The organism is Streptomyces sp. RK62, from assembly GCF_018070255.1.
Taxonomy (GTDB): Bacteria; Actinomycetota; Actinomycetes; order Streptomycetales; family Streptomycetaceae; genus Streptomyces; species Streptomyces nigra.
Genome location: NZ_JAGPYD010000015.1, coordinates 40,020 through 64,369, shown reverse-complemented (window position 1 = coordinate 64,369; position 24,350 = coordinate 40,020). Strand labels below are relative to the sequence as shown.

Sequence of the window (24,350 nt, the reverse complement as noted above, 5' to 3'; positions counted from 1 at the left end):
GGCGTACTCGGCAGCGCTCGCCCTGCCGCAAGTGCCCCTGTCTTGATTAATCTGGTGGCGGAGGCGTTCTCACGACGCCTCCGCCTCTCGTGGGTCCGACCGGTCCTTCGAAGGCCCCTGCTACCCGAGGAGTGATTCCCTCCAGCGATGGACGGATCGTCCTGTAGTACCTGCGCCGCCCGCCCCCGACATACCGGGGCGGCGGCATCATGAGTCCCCCCCTGCTGCTCCTGGCAGCCGCGTTCCTCCTGATCCTCGCCAACGGCTTCTTCGTGGCCGCCGAGTTCGGCCTGGTCACCGTGGAGGTCACGGACGCCGAGCAGGCCGCCGCCGAGGGCGACCGACGGGCCCACCGGGTCGTCGCCTCCCTCCGGGAACTGTCCTTCCAGCTCTCCGGCACCCAGCTCGGCATCACCATCACCTCCCTGGTCGTCGGCATGCTCGCCGAACCGGCCCTGGCCCAGCTGCTGGGCGGCCCGTTCACCGCGATCGGCGTCCCCGAAGGGGCGGTGTCCGGTGTCGCCGTGGTCGTCGGCATGCTGCTGGCCTCGGCCGTGCAGATGGTGATCGGCGAGCTCGTGCCCAAGAACTGGGCGGTGTCGCGGCCCCTGCAGGTCGCGCGCTTCGTCGCCGGCCCCCAGCACGTCTTCGCCCGGCTGTTCCGCCCGGTGATCGCCGCGCTGAACTCCGTCGCCAACCGGCTGGTCCGGGCCATGGGCATCGAGCCCGCCGAGGAGCTGGCGTCCGCCCGCACCCCCGGCGAGCTGGTCTCCCTGGCCCGTCACTCCGCGCAGGCCGGCGCCCTGGAGCAGGACACCGCCGACCTGTTCGTGCGGACCCTGTCCCTCGGCGAGCTGACCGCGCAGCACGTCATGACCCCGCGGGTGAAGGTCAGCGCGCTCCAGTCGTCGGCCACCGCCGAGGACGTGGTGAACCTGACCCGCGCCACCGGCCTGTCCCGCTTCCCGGTGTACCGGGAGCGGATCGACGAGATCGTCGGCATGGTCCATCTGAAGGACGCGCTGGCGGTCCGTTCGGGTGACCGGCTGCGCACCCCCGTCGGCCGGATCTCCCGCCCCGCCCTGCTGGTCCCCGAGACCCTGCCGGTCCAGCCGCTCCTCGGCCGGCTGCGCAGCGAGCAGCCCATCGCCGTCGTCGTCGACGAGTACGGCGGCACGGCCGGCGTGGTGACCCTGGAGGACATCGTCGAGGAGATCGTCGGCGAGGTCCGCGACGAGCACGACGGGCAGGACCTGCCCGAACTCGCCGCGGCCCCGGCCGAGGACGGCCGCCCCGCCTGGGAGGCCGACGGCAGCTGCCGTGTCGACATCCTGCAGCGCATAGGGCTCGACGTGCCCGAGGGCCCGTACGAGACGGTGGCCGGACTGGTCGCCGATCTGCTCGGGCGGATCCCGGCCGTCGGCGACAAGGCGGAGCTGCCGGGCTGGCGGCTGTCCGTGCGCCGGGTCGGGCACTACCGGGCCGAGCGGGTCCGGCTGGTGCGCACCGGAGCCGTCGTGGAGGTCGCCCGATGAGCGTCCTCCAACTTCTCTTCGCGGCCCTGCTCGTGCTCGCCAACGGCTTCTTCGTGGGCGCCGAGTTCGCCCTGGTCTCGGTCCGCCGCAGCCAGATCGAACCGCTCGGCACGACCCGCGCCCGCCAGGTGCTGTACGGCCTGGAGCATCTGCCGCAGATGATGGCCGCCGCCCAGTTCGGCATCACCGTCTGCTCGCTGACGCTCGGCGCGGTCGCCGAGCCGACCGTGGCGCATCTGCTGGAGCCGGTGTTCGAGTGGGTGCGTCTGCCGGAGGGCATGATCCATCCGCTGACCTATGTCATCGCGCTCGCCGCGGTCGTCTTCTTCCACCTCGTGATCGGCGAGATGGTGCCGAAGAACCTGGCCATGGCGGCACCGGAGAAGGTCGCGCTCTGGCTGAGCCCCGGCCTGGTGTACTTCGCCCGCTTCTGCCGGCCGATCACCGTCGCCCTCGGCGCGGTCGCCAACTCCATCCTGCGGCTGTTCCGCGTGGAGCCGAAGGACGAGGTCGAGGCGGTGTTCACCAGCGAGCAGCTCAACCGGCTCGTCGAGGACTCCGGCCAGGCGGGACTGCTCGACCCCGAGGAGCAGGAGCGCCTGGAGGACGCCCTGGAGCTGGGCTCGCGCCCGGTGACGGACGTCCTGCTACGGCGCGAGTCGCTGGTCACCGTCAGCCCCTCGGTCACCCCCGGCCAGATCGTCGCCCTCACCGCCCGCACCGGCTACTCCCGGTTCCCGGTCGCGGCCGAGAACGGCGCCGGTGCCTTCATGGGCTATCTGCATGTGAAGGACGTCCTGGATCTGGAGGAGTCCGAGCGGGCGGTGCCGCAGCACGTGTGGCGCCCGATGACGACCCTGCGCTCCGAACTGCCCCTGGACGACGCCCTGACCGTCATGCGCCGGGCCGCCACCCATCTGGCCCAGGTGGCCGACGCGTCCGGCCGGGTGCTCGGCCTGGTCGCGCTGGAGGACGTACTGGAGCTGCTGGTGGGCGAGGTCCGCGACCCGGCCCACCGGGAGCTGCCGGAGGTCCGGGTCACCAGTCCCCGGCTGAGCACGGGAGAGCCGGAGGAGGCCATGGCCGGCTGAGCCGGCCGCAAGGCCCGACAGCCGGATGACCGCAGGGCCGCAGGATCCGTCAGCGGGCGGACGGATCCTGCGGCCCCCGCCCCGACAGCACCTCGCCGTACGCCTGCATCAGATCGGGCAGCCGCAGGGTCGCCAGCTCCGCGCGGGTCAGCGCACCCGGGTACGTCGAAAGGCGCAGATCCCGGTAGGCGCAGCTCTTCTCGTACAGCGTCCGTAGGAACCGCCCGTTGCCCAGTTCGTCGATCCACCCCTGGTCGACCACATGCCCGGCGATGGACCGCAATTCGTCCAGCGCCTCCTCGTCCCACAGGTCGCCGTTCTCGGCGGCCAGCACCTCGCCGATCGCGGTCAGCTCCAGCGGCCGGTACGAGGGGAAGTCGACGCGGGTGGTGAACCGGGAGGACAGCCCGGGGTTGGCGGCCAGCAGCCGGTCCATGCCCTCGGGATAGCCGGCCAGGATCACGACCAGATGGTCGCGGTTGTCCTCGGCCCGCTTCAGCAGCACCTGCAGGGCCTCGTCGCCGTAGGCGTCGCCCTTGCCGTACCCCGTGTTGGACAGCGAGTACGCCTCGTCCACGAAGAGCACGCCGCCGAGCGCCGAGTCGATGAGCTCGTTGGCCTTCACGGCGGTCTGGCCCAGATACTCGCCGACCAGGTCGGCGCGCTGGGCCTCCACGAGATGGTCGCCGCCGAGCAGCCCGAGCGCGTAGAAGACCCGGCCCAGGATCCGGGCGACCGTGGTCTTGCCGGTGCCGGAGGGGCCGGAGAAGACGAAGTGCCGCTTGGGCGGCTGCACCGGCAGGCCCTGCCCGGCCCGCAGCCGCGCCATGTTCAGCTGCGCCGACAGTGCTTTCACCTGGCGCTTGACCGGCTCCAGCCCCACCATGCGCTCGAGTTCGGCCAGCGCCTCCTCGAGTAACGCGGGGTCGGTCGGACCGGCGGGCAGCGACTGCGCGGGCACGGCCGCCTTCTCCCGCACCGCCGGATCCGCCACCGACGGCAGCGGCCCGGGCTCGGACAGCCGCAGATCGCGTCCCTCGACGCCGAACAGCGGGTCGAGCCCGTCGGTGCCGTCGACGTCCTGCCCGAACCCGGCCAGCGTGATCGCGGCGAGGTCGGCGGAGTCGTCGTACCCGTCGCCCTCGGCGATGGCGGCGAGCCGGGCCGAGGTGTCCATGAAGGCCGGGTCGACACGGTGCACCGCCCGGTAGAGGGGAAGCGCCGCCGCCGAGCGGCCGGTGCCCTCGTGCGCCCGGGCCAGCCAGTAGCGCAGCTCCTTGCGCTGCGGCTGCTCGCTGCGGCACCGCATCAGCGCGGCCGAGAGCAGCGGTTCGGCCTGCCCGTACATCTCCAGGCGCACCCGTGCCATGCCGCCGAACAGGCCCGCCTCGATGCCGAGCATCGGGTCGTCGAGCAGCGGATCGGTGTGCCGGACGAGCTGCTCCCAGTCCTTGACCAGATAGGCCCGGCAGGCGTGCAGAAAGCGGACCTGGTGGTCGGTGTCCACGGGCGGCAGCCCGGCGAGCGCGCGGTCCAGCTCGGGGACGTGCCGTCCGTCCAGCCAGTGCGAGGCGTGGGCCAGCAGCAGATCGCGGGGGCTCTCCAGCACCGGCTGGACCCACCAGCCCAGCCAGTACCAGGAGTTGAGCGTACGGCGGTGCCGGGCGCGCTGCTCCCCGAAGCGGTCCCGGTGCCGGAACATCCGCAGCAGCGCGGTCGTCGTGTCCACCCGCAGCGCGTGCAGGCCCAGCCAGCCGTCGGCCATCCCGGGATCGATCCGCACCGCTGTGCGGAACTCCTCCTCCGCCTGCGGATACGCGCCCATCGTGTAGGCGTCCACACCTCGCAGCCAGGCGAGGTCGGCCGGGGCCTCCGGGCCCTGCGTGCCGAAGTCCATCACGTCCCCCACAAACCGTGCCCCCCGTCGGTTGGCCGACCGCTCGCCCCCGGCCGCCGGTATCGAACCGCCGTACCGCGTACCGGAGTTGTGACAGTGCGCAGAGCAGCCGTCCGTAGGTCGCACCGTGGGCATCGTACCTGCGAGGGCGTGGTGCGCCCCAGGGTGCGGCACAGGCCGTCGGGGGAGGTGGGAGCACATCGGGGGAGCGCGCGGCGGTGACCGAGGGTGATCGGATCGCCCCTCTCGGCGCCGGAAAACGCCGTCCGGGCAGAACGAAGCCCCCGATCACGGGGGAACAACCGGGGGCTTCGCGTCTGGAGAGCGGTTTCTCTTGTCCGCTCATTGAGAACGTAAGACCTGTACGGCCCTTGGGTCAAGCCGAGTTGAGGCACTCCGGGAAGTCGCCGGGGAGCGTGCCTTCACAAGTTCAGCACATTGCCGCTGGGTCGTCACGGTGGGTGACCGGACGGTCGGGTCAGGGCGTCACGGCAGGCCCGGGAGTGACCTCGTACCCCTTCTTTCCCGGCACTCCCGGCTCACACATTTCCCCCAGGTCTCCCTGCCGGACCAGGAGATCGGCGAAGGGCCGGGAGGGGTCGGCGGCGAAGTGCGCGCGCTCCGCCGCGACCCAGCCGTCCCAGAACTCCCGCTGCTCCTGACCGTCGCGGGCGCGGCCGCGGGCCCAGGACTCCTCGGCCGGCAGCTCCATCCACAGCAGCCGGGCCAGATACGGCCGCAGCGCGCGGCGGCCCGCGCCCACCCCCTCGACGACGACCACCGGCTCGGGCGGCAGCGCGACCGGGGCCCCGAAGCGGCGGGCCCGCCAGTCGTAGGGGGCGTAGTGCGCGGTCCGGCCACGGGCGAGCGGCTCGATCACCTGGGCGATGAGCCGGTCGGTCCAGCCGAACAGCTCGTCGTGACAGGCGAGATCGTCGAGATGGAGGACCGGGGCACCGCCGAGGGAGCGCGCCAACTCCCCGGCGAACGTGGACTTCCCGGAACCGGCGTGCCCGTCGACGGCGATCAGCCGGACCGGGCCGCAGGAGGGGGGCAGCCGGCGGAGCCGGGAGGCGAGGTCGTGAATCGTTCTTCCCGAAGTCGGAGGGAGTGCTGGACCGAGGTGCCGCAACATTCTAGTGGGCGGCCGGAACCGAGTCCGGACCGTGATGAGAAAACGTGTCGCTTTGAACTACTCCGCGATTTCTCCATTGCCGTCGAAAAACTCCGGCCAACCACGGTGAAATCGATGTTCCGGAGGCGGGCGACGCTGAGTAGGGTGCCTGGTGCACAACGGTGACGTGTCACAACGGGGGATGGGCTGGGACCGATGACCGCGGGGTTATTCGAGGGGCAGTACGTGTGGCATCCGGCGGCCGACGACCGGGTGCTCGCACGCGTTTGCGTCGAGGTCCGGGCCGGGCGATATCTGGGCGCCCGCGAGGCATTGGCGGAAACCCGCGGCGACTTCGCGCTGCGGGCCCACCGCTCGCTGGTCCTCGCCTCCGAGGCCGCCGACTCCGACCTGGTGGAACGCTGGCTGGCGGAGGAGCCCGGCCCCGAGGCGGCCCTGCTGTGGGCGCGGGTCGCGGTCGTACGGGCGCTTCGCGCGGCCGACGCGCGCGACCCGCGGGCCGAGGCCCTGGAGCGGATCGCGCTGGCCGCCTGCGACCGGGCCGCGCACACCGACCCCACCGATCCGACCCCCTGGGTGGCCAAGCTGGCGATGGCCCGGCTGCACCGGCTGCGGGACGCGGCACCGCGGGGTCTGCTCACCGCGCCGCCCGGGCCGTGGAACCTCTTCGCGCACGTCCTGTCGCTCGACCCCTGGCACCGCGAGGCCCATCACCGCTTCCTCGCCTGCTTCTTCCCCCGCCACGGCGGCTCGGTGACCGCCGCCTGGGACGTGGCCGCGTTCCTCGGCCAGCGCGCCCCGGCCGGCTCGTCCCTGGGGCTGCTGCCCCTGGTCGCCCTCGTCGAGTGCTACGACCCCACCCGGCTGCTCGCCGACCGCGTCTGGGAGCAGCCGCAGTGGCGTGCCACCGCGGTCGCCCTGCACCGCGACTGGCTGCCCACCGTGGCCGACTACACCTTCACCCCGGTCCTCGACCTCGCGTACTTAGCGCACGCCCTGGTCATGGCCCGGCGTGAGGAGCAGGCGCGGACGGCGTTCACGGCCATGGGGCCGTACGCCTCGCGCATGCCCTGGGCCGCCTTCGGCGACCCGGCCGACGAGCTGTCCCGGGCGCGCCGCGCCTGCGGGCTGCCCGTCCCGGGCACCTGACGGCCCTCCACCCCCCACCGAGAGGAAGGTCCGACCCGTGTCCTCACGGATATCGGCCTCGCGTGCCCGGGCGCGCGGGGCAGTGGATCCGATCGCCCTGGACGACGACGCGACCCTGCATGCGATGGGTTATCCGAGGAAACTCACACGTCGTTTTCAGGCGTTCGACAATTTCGCCATATCCTTCACCGTCATCAATGTCGTCGCCGGAATCTTCTCCGGTTTCGGATTCGGTTGGAACGCGGGCGGTCCCGCAATTCTCGTCTTCGGCTGGACCGGTGTGTCCGTCATGGTGCTCTTCGTGGGGGCATCGATGGCGGAAGTCGCCTCGGCCTATCCGACGAGCGGTGCCCTGTATTTCTCCGCCGGGAAACTCGCCCGCCGGCACAAGGGCGCCTGGTCCTGGTACACGGGCTGGCTCAACTTCGCCGGCCAGGTCGGCGGGACGGCCGCCACCGGGTATGCCGCCGCCATCTTCCTGCAGGCCCTGATCACGCTGCAGTGGCCCGGCTACGAGCCGACCGGCCACCGGACGGTGCTGATCACGGCCCTGATCATCGTGGCGCAGGGGCTCGCCAACACCTACACCGTGCAGCTGGTCGCCGTGCTGAACCGGATCTCCGTGTGGTGGCTGCTCATCGGGCTGGCGGTCATCGTGACCGCCCTCGTCACCGGGCCCGATCAGCACCAGCCGGCGTCGTTCGTCACCCATTTCGCGAACAACACCGGTTTCACGAGCGGCCTTTACGGCGGCATGCTCGGACTGCTCGTCACCAGCTGGACGTTCACCGGCTTCGACGGCAGCTTCCACATGTCCGAGGAAACGGTCCGGGCGACCGTCAACGCGCCGAAGGGGATCACCCGTTCCATCGCCTCCTCGGCACTGGCCGGCCTCGTACTGATGTGCGCCCTCGTCTACAGCGCACGGGACTACGACCGGGTGGCGGCGGCCGACTCCCCTCCCGTACGCATCCTGATCGACGGGGTCGGTCTGGCCGCCGCGAAGGCGCTGCTGCTCATCGTGATCGGCGCCATGCTGTTCTGCGGACTGGCCAACCTCACCAGCAACGCCCGGCAGATCTTCGCGTTCTCGCGGGACGGCGCGATGCCGGGCTCCCGCTGGTGGCACTCGGTGTCCCCGCGCACCCGCACCCCGGTGAACGCGGTCTGGCTCGCGGTCGGCTGCTCGCTCGTGCTGGTCCTGCCCGGCTGGTGGTCGCACACGGCGTTCACCGCCATCGTCAGCGTCAACGTCGTCGGGCTCTTCCTCGCCTACGGCATCCCGATCCTGCTGAGGCTGCGGCTCGGTGACGCCTTCCAGCCCGGCCCGTGGCACCTGGGCCGCTGGGGCCGGCCCGTCGGAGTGGTGGCGGTGACGTGGATCCTGTTCAGCAGTGTGCTGTTCATGCTGCCGCACGCCGCGCCGGTCACGGTGACCTCGTTCAACTACGCCCCGGTCGTCCTGGCGGGCGTCCTGGGCGTGGCGACGCTGTGGTGGTTCACCTCGGCGCGGCGCCGCTTCCACGGCCCGGTGAGCTACGGCCGCCCCGACGAGGTCGCCGCCATGGACCTCGTCTGAGCGTGCGTCACAGGCCCCGGCGTACGCCGTCCCGGTGTACGCCGGGGCCCGGGCGCACCCGGGCCGGGGCCGGACATGACAGGCACCTCCCTGCACAATCGCAGGTCATGCCAGTGGTCGAGACCAATATTGGCGGGCGCGCCCGGGGTCGAAGTGCTGGCAGACGGTGCCTCGGGCAGCCATAGTTGGCGCACACCCGTGCACCGGACCCACCCGACTCGACACCTGGGGGTCTCCCGCCCATGAGCTCAGCCGAACAACCGTCCCGCAGAATCGTTCTGGCGGCAGCGGTGGCCACCGCCGTCACCGGCGCCGCGGGACCCGCGGCCGCCGCCGGCACCGCCGTCGGGCCCGACACCGGCCGGCCCGGCCGCCCCGACCGGGCCGCCGCCCGCCAGGTCGACAACCACGCCTGGACCTCGTACACGGACTGGCGCGACGGCACCGCCGCGGGCACCCGCCCCGTCGCCGGCGCCCGCCCCGGCCTGGTGATCGGCACCCCCGCGGGCACCTCCGACTACTCGGACCCGCACACCGGGAAGACGGCCCGCTGGGAGTACGCGACCTGGACGTCCCCCGTCCACCGCCTCTCCGTCCCGGCCACCGAGGCGATCGCGTCCTGGAACGCGCACACGCCCGTCGGGAGCTGGATCCAGATCGAGCTCAAGGGGACCTACTCCGACGGCACCGCCACGCCCTGGTACGTCATGGGCCGCTGGGCGGCCGGCGACCAGGACATCCGCCGCACCTCCGTCGACGACCAGAGCGACGACCGCAGCAGTGTCTGGACGGACACCTTCGCGATCGACGACCCGGCGACCGGGCTGCGCCTCGCCTCGTACCGGCTGCGGCTGACCCTGTACCGCAAGCCCGGAACCAAGGTCACCCCGAAGGTCTGGCGGGCCGGTGTGATGGGCTCCGACGTGCCGGACCGCTTCACCGTCCCCGCCTCCGAACCCGGCCTCGCCCGCGAGCTGAAGGTCCCGCGCTACTCGCAGGAGCTGCACGTCGGCCAGTACCCGGAGTACGACAACGGCGGCGAGGCCTGGTGCAGCCCCACCTCCTCGCAGATGATCATCGAGTACTGGGGCGGTCGGCTCACCCCCGAGCAACTGGCCTGGGTGAACCCGGAGTTCACGGACCCGCAGGTCTGCCACGCGGCCCGCTTCACCTACGACCACCAGTACGAGGGCTGCGGGAACTGGCCGTTCAACGCGGCCTACGCGGCCACCTTCGACGGCCTCCAGGGCGTGGTCACCCGGCTCGGCTCGCTGACCGACCTGGAGACGCTGATCGCCGCCGGCATCCCGGCCATAACGTCCCAGTCGTTCCTCGCGGAGGAGCTGACCGGAGCCGGATACGGCACCTCCGGGCACCTCATGACCGTCGTCGGCTTCACCGCCGACGGCGACGTGATCGCCAACGACCCCAACTCGCCGACCAACGAGGCCGTGCGGCGCGTCTACCAGCGGCGCGAGTGGGAGAACATCTGGCTCCGGACCAAGCGCCACAACGCGAGCGGCAAGGTCGTCTCCGGCACGGGCGGCGTCTGCTACCTGTACTTCCCGGCGCGGCCGACGCCCCGCCAGCGTGCCGCGCTCGCGGCGGTGGGCGTGCGCTGAGCTGATCCGGCATGACAGGGCTCCGGGCCGACCGGGGCCCTGTCTGCTCAACGGCGCTGTGAGCAACGTCTCGGCCGCACGGGTGGTCGGCGGTGGCAAGGTGGGGCATATGACCGCGCACTCCACCTCGGCGGGCCGCGTCCGCACCGGCGGACCCCGGGAAGACGGCCCCAAGATCTTCGAGCACCTCATGGGCTGGACCCTCGTCGTGGTGCTCGCCATGCTCGTCACTCAGCTCGGACTGCTGTGAGCTGACCCACATCGAGCCTCCGGGCCGGACATATACCGACCCTGCCGTGGGCGGACCCGTCAGCCTCGATCACACTCGAACAGGCAGCTGGCGCACGTCTGCCATACTGCCGGGATGTCCCGCCGCCCGTTGGATAACAGGGTCGAAATTGAATATTAGTCAGCAGCGCGACGCGGCCCGTCCCAGGGCCCGCGGCACCGAGCGCTCGATGGCGCGCCGTGCCGAACTCATCGCCATCGGGCGGAAGCTGTTCGCCGACACGTCCTACGACGCGCTCTCCATGGACGACATCGCCCGGCAGGCCCATGTGGCCAAGGGGCTCATCTACTACTACTTCCAGTCCAAGCGCGGCTACTACCTCGCGATCATCCAGGACTCCGTCGCCGACCTGGTCACCTTCGCGGCGAGCGGCGGCGAGCTGGAGCCGGTGGACCGTGTGCACCGCACCATCGACAGCTATCTGCGCTACGCCGAGCACAACCAGGCCGCGTACCGCACGATCGTCAGCGGCGGCGTCGGCTTCGACACCGAGGTGCACTCCGTCCGGGACGGCGTGCGCGAGGCGATCGTCGCCACCATCGCGGAGGGCGCGTACGGCCGTACCGACATCGCCCCGCTCGCGCGGATGGGCCTGCTGGCCTGGGTGTGCAGCGTGGAGGGTGCCACCCTCGACTGGATCGACCGCCCCGAGCTGTCCCGCGACACCATGCGCGAGCTGCTGGTGAAGACCCTGGGCGGCTCCCTGCGCGCCATCGAGGAGCTCGAGCCCGCCTACCGGGCCCCGCAGCCGGCACGCCGCGCGCCCTGACCGACACGGCAAGGGGCGGAGGCTCGTGGTCCTCCGCCCCGAGTCCCCCGTGGGACCGGTTACCTGATGGCCTTGATCAGCTCGCCGTTCGCGGTGTCGCCGCTCAGCTCCCAGAAGAAGGTGCCGCCGAGGCCCTGCTGGTCCTTGTAGGTCATCTTCGTGCCGACGGTGGCCGGGGTGTCGTAGCTCCACCACTGGTCACCGCACTTGGCGTACGCGGTGCCGCCGACCGTGCCGGTCGCCGGGCACCTGCTCTTCAGCACCTTGTAGTCCTCGATGCCCGCCTCGTACGTGCCGGGTGCGGCGCCCGTCGCGGTGCCGCCGGGTGCCGACTGCGTGACGCCGGTCCAGCCGCGGCCGTAGAAGCCGATGCCGAGCAGCAGCTTGGACGACGGGATGCCGAGGCCCTTGAGCTTGGCGATGGTCGCCGAGCTGTGGAAGCCGGCCTTCGGGATGCCGGAGTACGAGGTCAGCGCCGAGTGCGGAGCCGTGGGACCGGTCGCGTCCCAGGCGCCGAAGAAGTCGTACGTCATTGGGTTGTACCAGTCGACGTACTGGGCGGCGCCGGCGTAGTCCGCCGCGTCGATCTTGCCGCCGCTCGTGGCGTCCGCGGTGATCGCTGCGGTGACCAGGTTGCCGGAGCCGAACTTGGCGCGGACCGCCGACATCAGGTTCCTGAACGCGGCCCGGCCGCTGGTGTCGCAGGTGGCACCGCAGGCGTTCGGGTACTCCCAGTCGATGTCGATGCCGTCGAAGACGTCGGCCCACTTGGAGTTCTCGACCAGGTCGTAGCAGGACTGCGCGAACGCGGCCGGGTTGCGGGCGGCCTCACCGAAGCCGGTCGACCAGGTCCAGCCGCCGAAGGACCACAGGACCTTCAGACCCGGGTGCTTCTTCTTCAGCTCGCGCAGCTGGTTGAAGGTGCCGCGCAGCGGCTGGTCCCAGGTGTCGGCGACGCCGTCCACCGACTCGGCGGCGGTGTAGGTGCGTTCCGTCGCGGCGTAGGAGTCGCCGATCGCGCACTTGCCGCCGGTGACGTTGCCGAAGGCGTAGTTGATGTGGGTCAGCCTGTCCGCGGAACCGGACGTCTCGATGTTCTTGACGTAGTACTTGCGGTCGTACGTGCCCCATTCGGTGAAGTAGCCGACGACCTTGGAACCGGCTGCGGCCCGTGGGGCGGGGGAGGCGGGCTCGGCGGTGGCGGGGCCCGCGCCGGCGAGGAGTCCGGCGCCGAGGACCGCCGCGCAGACGGCGGACACGAGCGCCAGGAACCGGGAGCGTGGGGGGTGTGAGAAGTGCATCGGGGTGTGTCTCCTCCGTGGGGAGAGGGGAGCTGAGCCGATTGGCATGAACGCGATGATGTGAACCGCTCCGTCAAGGTAGGAGGACTAGACCAGTACGTCAATGGTTCGGACCAATCCGCCCGCGATAACGTGCTGGACACGTCTGGGAGTGAGCGGTCGTTAACTGGTGACGGCATGCGTCCGATCGGGCATACTCACAGCGCACAGCCGCTGGTCAGCAGCCTCCGAGACCCGGAGTTGGCGAGCATCGGACTGGCACCCGAGAGACCTGGCGGAGCCGCCATACCCGAGGCGATACGTCCGCCGACGTGCCCGACAGGGAGGATCGTCGCCATGACCGACCGCGCCCCGCAGCCGGTGGACCGCCTACTGCCCTCGGACGAGGCCCGGGATCTGATCTCACTCGTCCGCGACATCGCGCAGCGCGAGATCCGCCCGAAGGCCGCCGAGGAGGAGGAGGCCGGACTCTTCCCGCGCAAGGTCTTCACCCTGCTCTCCGACTCCGGCCTGCTCGGCCTGCCCTACGCCTACGAGTACGGCGGGGGCGACCAGGAGTACGAGGTCTACCTCCAGGTCCTCGAGGAGCTCGCCGCGGCCCGCCTCACCGTCGGACTCGGGGTGAGCGTCCACACCCTCGCCAGCTACGCCCTCGCCGCCTACGGCACCGAGCAGCAGCGGGGCCGGTTCCTGCCCGCGATGCTCGGCGGCGGCCTGCTCGGCGCCTACTGCCTCTCCGAGCCGGCGTCCGGCTCCGACGCCGCCTCCCTGCGCACCAAGGCCGTCCGGGACGGCGACGACTGGGTGATCACCGGCACCAAGGCATGGATCACCCACGGCGGCGTCGCCGACTTCTACACCGTCATGGCCCGCACCGGCGAGGAGGGCCCGCGCGGCATCACCGCGTTCCTGGTGCCCGGCGACGCCGAGGGGGTCGGCGCGGCACCGCCCGAGAAGAAGATGGGCCTGAAGGGCTCGCCCACCGCGCAGGTCCACTTCGACGGCGTCCGGGTCGGCGACGACCGGCGCCTCGGCGAGGAGGGCCAGGGCTTCGCGATCGCCCTGTCCGCGCTCGACTCGGGTCGGCTCGGCATCGCGGCCTGCGCGATCGGGGTGGCCCAGGCGGCGCTGGATGAGGCCGTCGCCTACGCGACCCAGCGCCGGCAGTTCGGCAAGCCGATCGCCGACTTCCAGGGCCTGCGCTTCATGCTCGCCGACATGGCCACGCAGATCGAGGCCGGCCGCGCCCTGTACCTGGCCGCCGCGCGGCTGCGGGACGAGGGCCGGCCGTTCGCCAAGCAGGCCGCCATGGCGAAGCTGCACTGCACCGACACCGCGATGAAGGTCACCACCGACGCCGTCCAGATCCTCGGCGGGTACGGCTACACCGCCGACTTCCCGGCCGAGCGGTACATGCGCGAGGCCAAGGTCCTGCAGATCGTCGAGGGCACCAACCAGATTCAGCGGATGGTCATCGCCCGTCACCTAGCGGGTCCCGAGTCACGCTGAACTGCCCGCGCTTGACCTGCGGCGCCGCGAGCCGGATCCACTCCGGGTCGTGGTGCCCCGGCAGCGTCCGGCCGCGGTCCGCCCACATCCGCATCAGGTCGCGGTAGATGGGCGGATCCTGCTGCTGCGGGGGCGCCGGCGGCTGAAGCGTTCCCGTGGGGCGCGGCACGAAGACGCGTCGCTGAGGCCCGGTCGCGGAGTAGGTGGGGGGCATACCAGGGCAACGCGGAGGCGGCCGGACAAGTCACCGCCCCGGTGATTCGGGCGTGCGTTCGCGGCCACACCCGTCACGGCCGGTACGGCCCGCGCGCGCACACCGAACGTCAACACGCCCCGGCGCACGGCCTGTTGACGGGGTGGCGTGCGCACGACTCCCGCACCACGGCGCACAGTGCGGTGCCATGGTGCGGGGCGGCGGTGAAGAGAGTTCAGGATGCGCGCGGCGAGGCCGCGGGGCGCGTCCGCTCAGGCGGCGTGGCGGCGCATGACCGGCACCCGCATGGGCCGTGAGCCAGGGCCGCCGACGTGCGAGAAGGGCTGGGTCCGCCAGTCGAGCCCCTGAGGGAGCGTCAACAGCAGGGCGGTGTCCTGCTCCTGGGGCTCCGCCGACTCGTCCGCGGAGCGGGCCTCGGAGGCCGGGCGTCCGGTCCCCGCGCACACGGTGAGACCGAACGGGTTCCACGGCGAGGCGCACAGCGCGTGCTCGGGCAGGACCTCCTCGTCCGCCAGCAGCGCGATCGGCTGCGCGCAGTCCGGGCAGATCACCCGGTACATCTCGAAGGTGTCGTACGCGTCGAGTTCGTCGTCCTCCAGGGCGTCGGGTTCGACACCCTCCGGAGTGGGCTCGACGACGAGCTGCCGGCGCTTGGGTGCCGTACGACCAGGACGCTTAAGACTCTGCATGGGATTCTCCCCCTCGGGCTGGGCCGTGAAGGCGCTGCGGCCTCGACCACAGCAAGCACTTCCCTCCGGCCCAGGGCGTTAATCACGAGCCCATCACGGAGCCTGTCCGGCGCCTGTGGCCTTCGTCACATGCCGCCCGCAGGTGCCCGTGGCGGCCGGTTTGTCCCCCGGCGGACCGGCGGCGGCCCGGTGCCGACATCACGAAGCGGGCATGACCTGGGACGCGAGGTATCCGAGGAGATCACGAGCCCTGTAGGTTCTTGCCATGGAGGAGCTGGACCGACAGATCGTGCAGCTGCTCGTCAAGGACGGGCGGATGAGCTACACCGACCTGGGCAAGGCCACCGGCCTGTCCACGTCGGCCGTGCATCAGCGGGTGCGCCGGCTGGAGCAGCGCGGCGTCATCCGCGGCTATGCCGCGGTCGTGGATCCGGAGGCCGTGGGACTGCCCATGACCGCCTTCATCTCGGTGAAACCCTTCGACCCCAGCGCCCCCGACGACATCGCGGACCGGCTGGCGGGCGTGCCCGAGATCGAGGCCTGCCACAGCGTGGCAGGCGACGAGAACTACATCCTCAAGGTCCGGGTGGCGACCCCGCACGAGCTGGAGGAGCTGCTGGCCAGGCTGCGCTCGCTGGCGGGCGTCTCGACCCGTACGACCGTGGTCCTCTCCACGCCGTACGAGGCACGGCCGCCGAGGATCTGACGGCTCTCCCGGCGACCCCTGTCCGAGGGCGCCCGGCCGAGGCGCGAGACTGTTCCCATGAGTGAGAGCACCGCCCAGCCGCAGACCGTCCTCCTCCGCCGCGGAGAGGTCCACAGCCCCGCCGATCCCTTCGCCACCGCGATGGTCGTGGAGCGCGGCCAGATCGCCTGGGTCGGTTCCGAAGGGGCCGCCGACGCCTTCGCGGACGGTGTGGACGAGGTCGTCGACCTGGACGGCGCGCTGGTCACCCCCGCGTTCACCGACGCGCACGTGCACACCACCGCGACCGGCCTCGCGCTGACCGGGCTCGACCTCTCCGGCGCCCCCTCCCTGGAGGCCGCCCTCGCCCTGGTGCGGGAGTTCGCCGCCGCCCGCCCGGGCGACCGTGTCCTGCTCGGACACGGCTGGGACGCCGCCCGCTGGCCCGGCGGCCGCCCCCCGACGCGCGCCGAGCTCGACGAGGCCACCGGCGGCCGTCCGCTCTACCTCTCCCGGATCGACGTCCACTCGGCGGTCGTCACGACGGCCCTGCTCGAGATGACCCCGGGCACCGCCGGCGCGCCGGACGCCCCGCTCGTCGCCGACGCGCACCACGCCGTCCGCGCCACCGCCCTGGCCGCCCTCACCGCGGCCCAGCGCACCGAGGCCCAGCGGGCCGCCCTCGCGCACGCCGCGTCCCTCGGCATCGGCACCGTCCACGAGTGCGGCGGACCCGACATCTCCTCCGAGGACGACTTCACCGGCCTGCTCCGGCTCGCCGCGGAGGAGACCGGCCCGCGTGTCGTGGGCTACTGGGCCGAGCAGGACGTCGACAAGGCCCGCGAGCTCGGTGCGGTCGGCGCGGCGGGCGACCTTTTCGTCGACGGCGCCCTCGGCTCGCACACCGCCTGTCTGCACGAGCCCTACCGCGACGCCGGGCACACCGGCACCGCCTACCTGGACGCGGCCGCCGTCGCCGCCCATGTCGTCGCCTGCACCGAGGCGGGCCTCCAGGCGGGCTTCCACGCCATCGGCGACGCCGCCGTGACCGCCGTGGTCGAGGGGATGCGCGCCGCCGCCGACAAGGTCGGCCTCGCCCGGATCCGCGCCGCCCGCCATCGCGTCGAGCACGCCGAGATGCTCACCCCCGAGACCGTCGCCGCCTTCGCCGAACTCGGCCTGACCGCCTCCATGCAGCCCGCCTTCGACGCCCTGTGGGGCGGCGAGGACGGCATGTACGCCCAGCGCCTGGGCGCCGAACGGGCCCGCGGCCTCAACCCGTTCGCGGCCCTGCTGCGCGCCGGGGTGCCGCTCGCGTTCGGCTCGGACAGCCCGGTCACGCCCCTGGACCCCTGGGGCACGGTCCGCGCCGCCGCCTTCCACCGCACGCCGGAGCACCGGGTGTCGGTGCGCGCTGCGTTCACCGCGCACACGCGGGGCGGCTGGCGCGCCGTCGGACGGGACGACGCCGGCGTCCTGGTGCCGGGCGCCCCCGCCGACTACGCCGTGTGGCGCACCGGCGCCCTGGTGGTCCAGGCGCCCGACGACCGGGTCGCGCGCTGGTCGACCGACCCGCGCTCCGGCACCCCCGGCCTTCCCGACCTGTCCCCGGGCCGTGACCTGCCGGTCTGTCTGCGCACGGTGGTGGGCGGACGCACGGTCTTCGTACGGCCGGGCGAGTGATCTACCGGGGTGGCGTGCGCGGCCCCGACCCGCGCCGCGGCGTCGTACGACCTGGGAATCCCTTGCGCTGACCTGGGACGCTTCTGAAAAGCCGCAGGTCGCACGCCTGTTGACAGGCGGAGGTCCGGGGCCGGTAGGTTCGGCGGCGTCCACCACCGGACGCCCGACCGGACCACCGGGGAACTTCCGGGAAACCGTCGCAACGCCGCTGGGTCAGGGACGGTGTGCCGCACCGGCGCACCGCCACTGGGAGCCAGGCTCAGCGCCGGCGCGGCGACGACGGAACGTTCCGGCCTGTCGGGGAGGTGTGACCCGGGTGGGGCCCGGGCGCTCAGTAGACAACGGCTTCAGGTCGACCCGCAGCCAGCGGGTCCCAGGTCGGCCCGAAGGGCGCCGGGCCCCCATCCGCAGACGGCCGCGCACCGCTCCCGCGCATCCATCGCCCCCGTACGACCGTGCCGTCACGTCGGCGCAGGCCGCGCCCACTATGGTGGACCTCTGCGGACGGACATGAAGGGGCAGCAGTGAACGACGGCGACGGGACCCTCGCGGCACAGGACCGGGGGAGAGAGTTCGGGCCGCTCGGCACGGCATTGGTGATCATCCCGACCTACAACGAGGCGGAGAACATCAAGGCCATCGTCGGCCGGGTCCGCGCGGCGGTCCCCGACGCGCACGTGCTCGTGGCCGACGACAACAGCCCCGACGGCACGGGCAAGCTCGCGGACGAGCTGGCCGCCGAGGACGATCACGTCCAGGTCCTGCACCGCAAGGGCAAGGAGGGCCTCGGCGCGGCCTATCTCGCGGGCTTCCGCTGGGGCCTGGAACACGGCTACGGCGTGCTGATCGAGATGGACGCCGACGGCTCCCACCAGCCCGAGGAACTGCCCCGGCTGCTGACCGCGCTCAAGGGGGCCGACCTGGTCCTCGGGTCGCGCTGGGTGCCGGGCGGCCGGGTGGTGAACTGGCCCAAGTCCCGTGAGTTCATCTCCCGCGGCGGCAGCCTCTACTCCCGTCTCGCCCTCGACCTGCCCCTGCGGGACATCACCGGCGGCTACCGCGCCTTCCGCCGCGAGACCCTGGAAGGACTCGGCCTGGACGACGTCGCGTCCCAGGGCTACTGCTTCCAGGTCGACCTGGCCCGCCGTGCCGTCAAGGCCGGCTACCACGTCGTCGAGGTCCCGATCACCTTCGTGGAGCGCGAGCTCGGCGACTCCAAGATGAGCCGCGACATCCTCGTCGAGGCGCTGTGGCGGGTCACCACCTGGGGTGCGCGGGAGCGCGTGGGCAAGCTCGTCAACCGCGCCAAGCCGTCCGCGCCGCAGCGGCCGTAGGCACCGCCTCTTATACCGCTCTGAACCGGGCCCAGGCACACTGGACCCATGACGACTGGCGCACCCACTCCCACCTCGCCCGCCCGGCCCCGGCGGTCCCGTCTGCGCGGCTTCCTGCCGCTGGGCGTCGCCGCGTGGCTGGTGCTGGAGATCTGGCTGCTGACGGTGGTGGCGGACGCGGCCGGCGGGCTCACGGTCTTCCTGCTGCTGGTCGCCGGACTCGTGCTCGGCTCCGTGGTCGTGAAGCGGGCGGGCCGTCGCGCGTTCCAGGCGCTCAACGAGGCGCTGCAGCGGGGCGGCACCCCGGAGCGCGGCGGCGGCAACGGACTGATGATGCTGGGCGGCCTGCTGATCATGCTGCCGGGCCTGGTCTCGGACGCGCTGGGTCTGCTCCTGCTGATTCCGCCGGTGCAGAAGGTGGTCGGCCGGCTGGCGGAGCGGACGTTCGACCGGAAGCTGCGCGAGGCGGGGGCCGGGTCGTTCGGCGACGCCTTCCAGCAGGCGCGCATCCACCGCCCCGACGGCAAGGTCGTCCAGGGCGAGGTCATCCGCGAGCGGCCCGGGGACGACGAGCCGCAGGACCCGCGCCCGCCGCTGACGCGCTAGCGCGGTCCAGCGCCGGTACAACGTCCGGCTCCCGTACTACGTCCGGCTTCCGCACAACGCACATACACCGCAGGTGCCGTGGGCACCTGCGGTGTATGTGCGCTCGTTGGCCGAAGGTCCGCTAGGCGGACTTGCGGCTGTCCCGGGGATGAACGGCGATGTTCATCGCCCCTGACCGGAGAACGGCGAGACGCTCCTCGAGGACCTCTTCGAGTTCCTCGCGGGTACGCCGCTCCATCAACATGTCCCAATGCGTACGCGCGGGCTTGGCCTTCTTCTCCTCAGGGCCGTCGCCGTCGACGAGGAGTGCCTGGGCCCCGCAGACCTTGCACTCCCACTCCGGCGGGATCTCCGCCTCGACCGAGAAGGGCATCTCGAACCGGTGCCCCTTCTCGCATGCGTACTCCACGGCCTGGCGCGGGGCCAGGTCGATGCCGCGGTCCGTCTCGTAGCTGGTCACCACGAGGCGCGTGCCGCGAAGAGCTCGCTCACTCATGAATCGTGCCTCCCGGGCTTGTCGCCCACAGGACAGGTGTCGCTGTCGTCGTCATCCGGTCAACGTCCGGTCGGCGGTAAAGATTCCCGTTCCGAGTCACGTTCCGGGTCATGCGTCGCCGTCGTAGCCGCAGCCTTGCTGACCAATGTCGTACCCACCGGCGCCCGGTTTGTCACATCTGTGAGGAGATGTGACCCAGCGTTTCGGCATCTTTGACGCGCAGTAACGGTACGCCTGGTAGGCCAAACGCGTACACTACCGCCCTTTCACTCCGAACGCTAAATCGTGGGCGGTACGGGGTTGCCCGCGTCGCTGATCGCCCGCCGTACGGGTACCCGCGCGAGCAGGATGAACCCGATCACGAAGAAGGCGACGAGCGAGATGATCGCGTCCCGGTAGCTCCCGGTGAGCTGGTAGGTCAGACCGAACAGCAGCGGGCCCAGCCAGCTCATGCCCCGGTCGCTGATCTCGTACGCCGAGAAGTACTCGGCCTCCTTGCCGGGCGGCACCAGGTGGGAGAACAGGGAGCGCGACAGCGCCTGGCTGCCGCCGAGGACCAGTCCGATGCCGGCCGCCAGCACGAAGAACCACACCGGCGCCCCGGCCGGCAGGAAGTATCCGGCCGCCAGCGTGAGCGTCCAGGCGACCAGCGAACCGAGGATCGTCCGCTTGGCCCCGTACACGCGTGCCAGCCGGCCCATGGTCAGCGCGCCGGCCACCGCGAGCACCTGGACCAGGAGCACGGCCCCGATGAGGGTGGACTGGCTGAGCCCCAGCTCCTTGGAGCCGTAGACCGACGCCTGGGTGATCACCGTCTGGATGCCGTCGTTGTAGACCAGATAGGCCAGCAGGAAGGCGAGCGTCAGCGGGTGCCGGCGCATGTCGCGCAAGGTCGCGGCGAGCTGCCGGAACCCTGTCGTCGTGCCGCGCTGCCCGCCGGCCTTCTCGGTGGACGGCCCGCGGTCGCGCAGCCGCAGCAGCGGCACCAGCGCGAAGACGCCCCACCACAGACCCGCCGAGGCGAGGCAGATGCGGACCGCCATGCCCTCGGAGACCCCGAAGGTCTCGTGCCCCAGATACAGGGCGAGGTTCACGACCAGCATCAGCGAGCCCGCCGCGTAGCCGAACGCCCAGCCCCGGGAGGAGACGGCGTCGCGCTCCTCGGGAGGGGCGATCTGCGGCAGGTAGGAGTTGTAGAGCATCATCGCGACGGACTGCGCGGCGTTCGCCACCACGAGCAGCAGGCCGCCGAGCAGATAGCGGTCCCCGTCCAGCAGGAACATCGCCGTGGTCGCCGCGGCGCCCGTGTAGGCGGCGGCCGCCAGGAGCGGCTTCTTGCGGCCCGTCCGGTCGGCGGCGGCCCCGACCAGCGGCATCACCAGCACGGCCACGACGACCGACAGGGACACCGAGTACGCGAAGAACGACCCCGCGCGCACCGGAATGCCCAGCGGGTGGACGAATCCGTCCGCGTCCGCCGCGGCCTCGGCGACGGACGTCAGATACGGTCCGAGGAACACGGTGAGCACGCTCGTCGAGTAGACGGAGCAGGCCCAGTCGTAGAAATACCAGCCGCGCTGTTCGCGGCGCCGTCCGGCGGCGTCGTCGGCCGCCTCCGTGCGCACGGTATCGGTGCCCACCCCGTGCCCTCGCTTCCCCGTGGAGATCCCGCGCGAGGGCCGAGCCGGACGGGGATCGGGTCAGACCCAGACGCCCCGGTCCTCCATGACCTTGCGCAACGTGTCGATGTGATCGGTCATGATGCCATCCACTCCCAGGTCCAGGAGCCGGTGCATCCGCTCCGGATCGTTGACGGTCCACACGTGGACCTGGAGCCCGCGCGCGTGGGCCGTCCGCACGAAGCGGTGGTCGACGACCCGGACGCCGGACTGGGCCTCGGGAACCTGGGCGGCAACGGCCGAGCGGCGCAGCGCGGCGGGCACGCCCCAGGAGCGCAGCCGCAGATTGAGCACCCCACGTGTGCCGTACGACGTCGCCAGGCGCGGGCCCGCCAGTCGCTGTGCGCGGACCACGCGCGCCTCGGAGAAGGAGCCGACGCAGACGCGGTCCCAGGCGTTCGCCCGCTCGATCAGCTCCAGGAAGGGGTGGAGCGCCGGCTCCGCCTTGAGGTCGACGTTCCAGCGGACCTCGGGGAACGTCTCCAGCAGCTCCTCGAACAGCGGCACCGGCTCCCGGCCCGCCACCCGGGCCTGCCGCACCTCGGCCCAGGGCAGGTCCGCGATCCGGCCCGCGCCGTCCGTCACCCGGTCCAGCGTGGCGTCGTGGAAGGCGACGAGCCGTCCGTCGCGTGTGGTGTGGACGTCGGTCTCGATGTACCGGTAGCCCTGTTCCACGGCGCGCCGGAACTGCAGTGCCGTGTTCTCCAGGCCGTCCGCCGCCCCGCCCCGGTGGGCGAAGGGGAGAGGGCCGGGATGGTCGAGGTAGGGGTGGCGTATCCGCGGGGTGCTCACGGACGCAGTATCGCTCCTTCGGGGCGCGCGCCGGCAACGACCGCACGGCTGCCGGACGCCGCGGGGACGGCGAACACCCGCAGGAACAGCTGGGCGAGCGGTCCGATGGACAGCGCGTACAGGACCGTGCCGACGCCGACGGTGCCGCCCAGCGCGAAGCCGGTCGCGACGACCGTGATCTCGACGGCCGTGCGCATCAGCCGGATGGAGCGCCCGGTGCGCTGGTGCAGGCCGGTCATCAGGCCGTCCCGGGGGCCCGGACCGAAGCGGGCGGCGATGTAGAGGCCGGTGGCCACGCCGTTCAGGACGATGCCGGCCACCAGGAGCGGGATCCGCGCGGCCAGGGCGCTCGTCTCGGGGAGCAGCGCGAGGGTGCCGTCCATCGCGAGGCCGACCACGAAGACGTTGGAGACGGTGCCGAGGCCGGGGCGCTGGCGCAGCGGGATCCAGAGCAGCAGCACGGCCGCGCCGACGATGATCGACACGACGCCGATGGTCAGGCCGGTGCGTTCGGCGAGACCCTGGTGGAGGACGCCCCAGGGCTCCAGTCCGAGCCCGGCGCCGACGAGCATCGCCGAACTCGCTCCGTAGAGGGCGAGCCCGGCGTACAGCTGGGAGAGCCGTCGTGTCAGATGCCGCTGGGTGGACAATTCCGCCCCCTGGTGGTGGTAATGGCCTGGTACGTGACACCCTGTGGCGTGGGATGCAACGCCATCCATGGCCAATTCGAAGTAGGTGGACTGGTAATCATGGCGCAGTGGACTTCCGCGGTGGGTGCCGCGCAGCTCGCCCGTCTGCTCACCTCGCAGCAGGACCGCCCCGCCGGACCCGGCACCCGGCGTCCGCCCGCGTACCGGGCGCTCGCCGACGGCATCCGGCTGCTCGTCCTGGAGGGCCGTGTCCCGGTCGCCGCCCGTCTGCCCGCCGAGCGGGAGCTGGCCCTCGCGCTGTCCGTGAGCCGTACGACCGTGGCCGCCGCCTACGAGGCGCTGCGCGGTGAGGGGTTCCTGGAGTCGCGCCGCGGGGCCGGGAGCTGGACGGCCGTACCGGCCGGCAATCCGCTGCCCGCGCGCGGGCTGGAGCCGCTGCCGCCCGAGGCGCTCGGCTCGATCATCGACCTGGGGTGCGCGGCGCTGCCCGCCCCCGAGCCCTGGCTGACCCGTGCCGTCCAGGGCGCCCTGGAGGAGCTGCCGCCGTACGCGCACACGCACGGCGACTATCCCGCCGGGCTGCCCGCGATGCGGGCGATGATCGCCGACCGGTACACGGCACGCGGCATCCCCACCATGCCCGAGCAGATCATGGTGACGACCGGCGCGATGGGCGCCATCGACGCGATCTGCCATCTGTTCGGCGGGCGCGGCGAGCGGATCGCCGTGGAGTCGCCGTCCTACGCCAACATCCTCCAGCTGATGAGGGAGGCCGGCGCCCGCCTCGTGCCCGTCGCGATGGCGGAGGGGCTGACCGGCTGGGACATGGACCGGTGGCGGCAGGTCCTGCGGGACGCGGCGCCGCGCATCGCCTACGTCGTCGCCGACTTCCACAACCCGACCGGCGCCCTGGCCGACGAGGACCAGCGCCGGCGGCTGGTGGACACCGCCCGGTCGGCGGGGACCGTGCTGATCGCCGACGAGACCATGAGCGAGCTGTGGCTCGACCCGGACCTGGAGATGCCCCGGCCGGTGTCCGCGTTCGACCCCGCCGGGTCGACCGTCATCACCGTCGGCTCGGCCAGCAAGGCGTTCTGGGCCGGTATGCGGATCGGGTGGGTCCGGGCCGCCCCGGACGTCATCCGCAGCCTGGTGGCCGCCCGTGCCTACGCCGACCTGGGCACGCCCGTGCTGGAGCAGCTCGCCGTCAACTGGCTGTTCGGCACCGGTGGCTGGGAGCAGGCGGTGGAGGCGCGGCGCGTCCAGGCCCGGGAGAACCGGGACGCCCTGGTGGCCGCCGTCCGCCGGGAACTGCCTGGCTGGGAGTTCGAGGTGCCGAGCGGCGGCCTCACCCTCTGGGTCCGCACCGGCGGCCTCTCGGGCTCGCGGCTCGCGGAGGCGGGCGAGCGTGTCGGCGTCAGGGTGCCGTCCGGGCCCCGCTTCGGCGTGGACGGCGCCTTCGAGGGGTATGTGCGGTTGCCGTTCACCGTGGGCGGCGCGGTCGCCGAGGAGGCCGCCAGCCGGCTGGCCGCGGCGGCGCGCCTGGTGGAGAGCGGGGTCACCGGCGGCGCCGAGACGGCACGGCCCTTCGTGGCCTGACCGGGCCGCGCCCGGTCCGCGCCCGGTCAGGGCGCGGCTCAGCACGA

Annotated in this window: 21 protein-coding genes; 13 read left to right on the top strand and 8 right to left on the bottom strand. The window is 72.3% G+C overall.

Going from position 1 to position 24,350, the window contains the following annotated elements; all coding sequences use genetic code 11:
* Positions 1-209 precede the first annotated feature (209 nt).
* Complete coding sequence (locus KBY32_RS27030) at positions 210-1,535, top strand: hemolysin family protein (RefSeq protein WP_210981972.1); 1,326 nt, start codon at positions 210-212, stop codon at positions 1,533-1,535.
* Positions 1,532-2,626: a hemolysin family protein gene (locus KBY32_RS27025; RefSeq protein ID WP_210981971.1), complete on the top strand. Its 1,095-nt coding sequence runs from the start codon at positions 1,532-1,534 to the stop codon at positions 2,624-2,626. The genes KBY32_RS27030 and KBY32_RS27025 overlap by 4 nt, the downstream gene beginning before the upstream one ends.
* 49 nt (positions 2,627-2,675) lie before the next feature.
* Here KBY32_RS27025 and KBY32_RS27020 read toward each other — a convergent pair whose 3' ends face one another.
* Together KBY32_RS27020 and KBY32_RS27015 are read right to left on the bottom strand one after the other, a co-directional pair.
* A complete protein-coding gene (locus tag KBY32_RS27020) occupies positions 2,676-4,523 on the bottom strand; it encodes an AAA family ATPase (RefSeq protein ID WP_210981970.1) in 1,848 nt (615 codons plus the stop codon).
* A 478-nt stretch (positions 4,524-5,001) separates the two neighbouring features.
* Positions 5,002-5,658, bottom strand: a complete 657-nt coding sequence (locus KBY32_RS27015; RefSeq protein WP_079033783.1) for a uridine kinase — start codon at positions 5,656-5,658, stop codon at positions 5,002-5,004.
* A 195-nt stretch (positions 5,659-5,853) separates the two neighbouring features.
* On the opposite strand from KBY32_RS27015, the gene KBY32_RS27010 reads away from it, so the two are divergent.
* The 5 genes from KBY32_RS27010 to KBY32_RS26990 all read left to right on the top strand — a co-directional run bounded on the left by KBY32_RS27010 (position 5,854) and on the right by KBY32_RS26990 (position 11,066).
* On the top strand, positions 5,854-6,807 hold the full coding sequence (locus KBY32_RS27010) for a hypothetical protein (protein WP_210981969.1): 954 nt from the start codon (positions 5,854-5,856) through the stop codon (positions 6,805-6,807).
* Positions 6,808-6,844: 37 nt separating this feature from the next.
* Positions 6,845-8,386, top strand: a complete 1,542-nt coding sequence (locus KBY32_RS27005) for an amino acid permease (RefSeq protein WP_210981968.1) — start codon at positions 6,845-6,847, stop codon at positions 8,384-8,386.
* A gap of 242 nt (positions 8,387-8,628) precedes the next feature.
* Positions 8,629-10,008, top strand: coding sequence for a peptidase C39 family protein (locus tag KBY32_RS27000; protein ID WP_210981967.1), 1,380 nt, complete (start codon positions 8,629-8,631; stop codon positions 10,006-10,008).
* A 109-nt stretch (positions 10,009-10,117) separates the two neighbouring features.
* Positions 10,118-10,258, top strand: coding sequence for an SCO1431 family membrane protein (locus tag KBY32_RS26995; protein WP_107096825.1), 141 nt, complete (start codon positions 10,118-10,120; stop codon positions 10,256-10,258).
* A 148-nt stretch (positions 10,259-10,406) separates the two neighbouring features.
* Positions 10,407-11,066 carry a TetR/AcrR family transcriptional regulator gene (locus KBY32_RS26990; protein WP_055623732.1) on the top strand — a complete coding sequence of 220 codons (660 nt, stop codon included), beginning with the start codon at positions 10,407-10,409 and terminating at the stop codon, positions 11,064-11,066.
* Between the two features lie 59 nt (positions 11,067-11,125).
* On the opposite strand, the gene KBY32_RS26985 is transcribed toward KBY32_RS26990, so the two are convergent.
* A complete protein-coding gene (locus KBY32_RS26985) occupies positions 11,126-12,367 on the bottom strand; it encodes a glycoside hydrolase family 18 protein (RefSeq protein WP_210981966.1) in 1,242 nt (413 codons plus the stop codon).
* Positions 12,368-12,703: 336 nt separating this feature from the next.
* Between KBY32_RS26985 and KBY32_RS26980 the strand changes: the two genes are divergently transcribed.
* Entirely contained in the window at positions 12,704-13,876 is a 1,173-nt protein-coding gene (locus tag KBY32_RS26980) for an acyl-CoA dehydrogenase family protein (RefSeq protein ID WP_210981965.1), read from the top strand.
* Between the two features lie 465 nt (positions 13,877-14,341).
* Here KBY32_RS26980 and KBY32_RS26975 read toward each other — a convergent pair whose 3' ends face one another.
* A complete protein-coding gene (locus KBY32_RS26975; protein WP_210981964.1) occupies positions 14,342-14,779 on the bottom strand; it encodes a hypothetical protein in 438 nt (145 codons plus the stop codon).
* 265 nt (positions 14,780-15,044) lie between these two features.
* Here KBY32_RS26975 and KBY32_RS26970 point away from each other — a divergent pair, with 265 nt between their 5' ends.
* The 4 genes from KBY32_RS26970 to fxsA all read left to right on the top strand — a co-directional run bounded on the left by KBY32_RS26970 (position 15,045) and on the right by fxsA (position 19,087).
* The gene (locus tag KBY32_RS26970; RefSeq protein WP_004002750.1) at positions 15,045-15,485 is read left to right on the top strand and encodes an Lrp/AsnC family transcriptional regulator; all 441 of its coding nucleotides are present in this window, start codon (positions 15,045-15,047) and stop codon (positions 15,483-15,485) included.
* Between the two features lie 57 nt (positions 15,486-15,542).
* Positions 15,543-17,147 (top strand): amidohydrolase, encoded by a 1,605-nt coding sequence (locus KBY32_RS26965; protein WP_210981963.1) that lies wholly within the window; start codon positions 15,543-15,545, stop codon positions 17,145-17,147.
* A 524-nt stretch (positions 17,148-17,671) separates the two neighbouring features.
* On the top strand, positions 17,672-18,481 hold the full coding sequence (locus KBY32_RS26960; RefSeq protein WP_210981962.1) for a polyprenol monophosphomannose synthase: 810 nt from the start codon (positions 17,672-17,674) through the stop codon (positions 18,479-18,481).
* A 48-nt stretch (positions 18,482-18,529) separates the two neighbouring features.
* Positions 18,530-19,087 carry an FxsA family membrane protein gene (fxsA, locus tag KBY32_RS26955; RefSeq protein WP_210981961.1) on the top strand — a complete coding sequence of 186 codons (558 nt, stop codon included), beginning with the start codon at positions 18,530-18,532 and terminating at the stop codon, positions 19,085-19,087.
* Between the two features lie 121 nt (positions 19,088-19,208).
* Here the strand turns inward: fxsA and KBY32_RS26950 are convergent, their stop codons facing one another.
* The 4 genes from KBY32_RS26950 to KBY32_RS26935 form a co-directional block, all read right to left on the bottom strand.
* Positions 19,209-19,583, bottom strand: coding sequence for an RNA polymerase-binding protein RbpA (locus KBY32_RS26950; protein ID WP_003977404.1), 375 nt, complete (start codon positions 19,581-19,583; stop codon positions 19,209-19,211).
* A gap of 278 nt (positions 19,584-19,861) precedes the next feature.
* Positions 19,862-21,223: an MFS transporter gene (locus KBY32_RS26945; protein ID WP_210981960.1), complete on the bottom strand. Its 1,362-nt coding sequence runs from the start codon at positions 21,221-21,223 to the stop codon at positions 19,862-19,864.
* A gap of 60 nt (positions 21,224-21,283) precedes the next feature.
* On the bottom strand, positions 21,284-22,054 hold the full coding sequence (locus tag KBY32_RS26940; protein WP_210981959.1) for a glycerophosphodiester phosphodiesterase: 771 nt from the start codon (positions 22,052-22,054) through the stop codon (positions 21,284-21,286).
* Positions 22,051-22,704, bottom strand: coding sequence for a YitT family protein (locus KBY32_RS26935; protein ID WP_210981958.1), 654 nt, complete (start codon positions 22,702-22,704; stop codon positions 22,051-22,053). The genes KBY32_RS26940 and KBY32_RS26935 overlap by 4 nt, the downstream gene beginning before the upstream one ends.
* A 99-nt stretch (positions 22,705-22,803) precedes the next feature.
* Here KBY32_RS26935 and KBY32_RS26930 point away from each other — a divergent pair, with 99 nt between their 5' ends.
* Complete coding sequence (locus KBY32_RS26930; RefSeq protein ID WP_210981957.1) at positions 22,804-24,303, top strand: PLP-dependent aminotransferase family protein; 1,500 nt, start codon at positions 22,804-22,806, stop codon at positions 24,301-24,303.
* Positions 24,304-24,350: the final 47 nt, after the last annotated feature.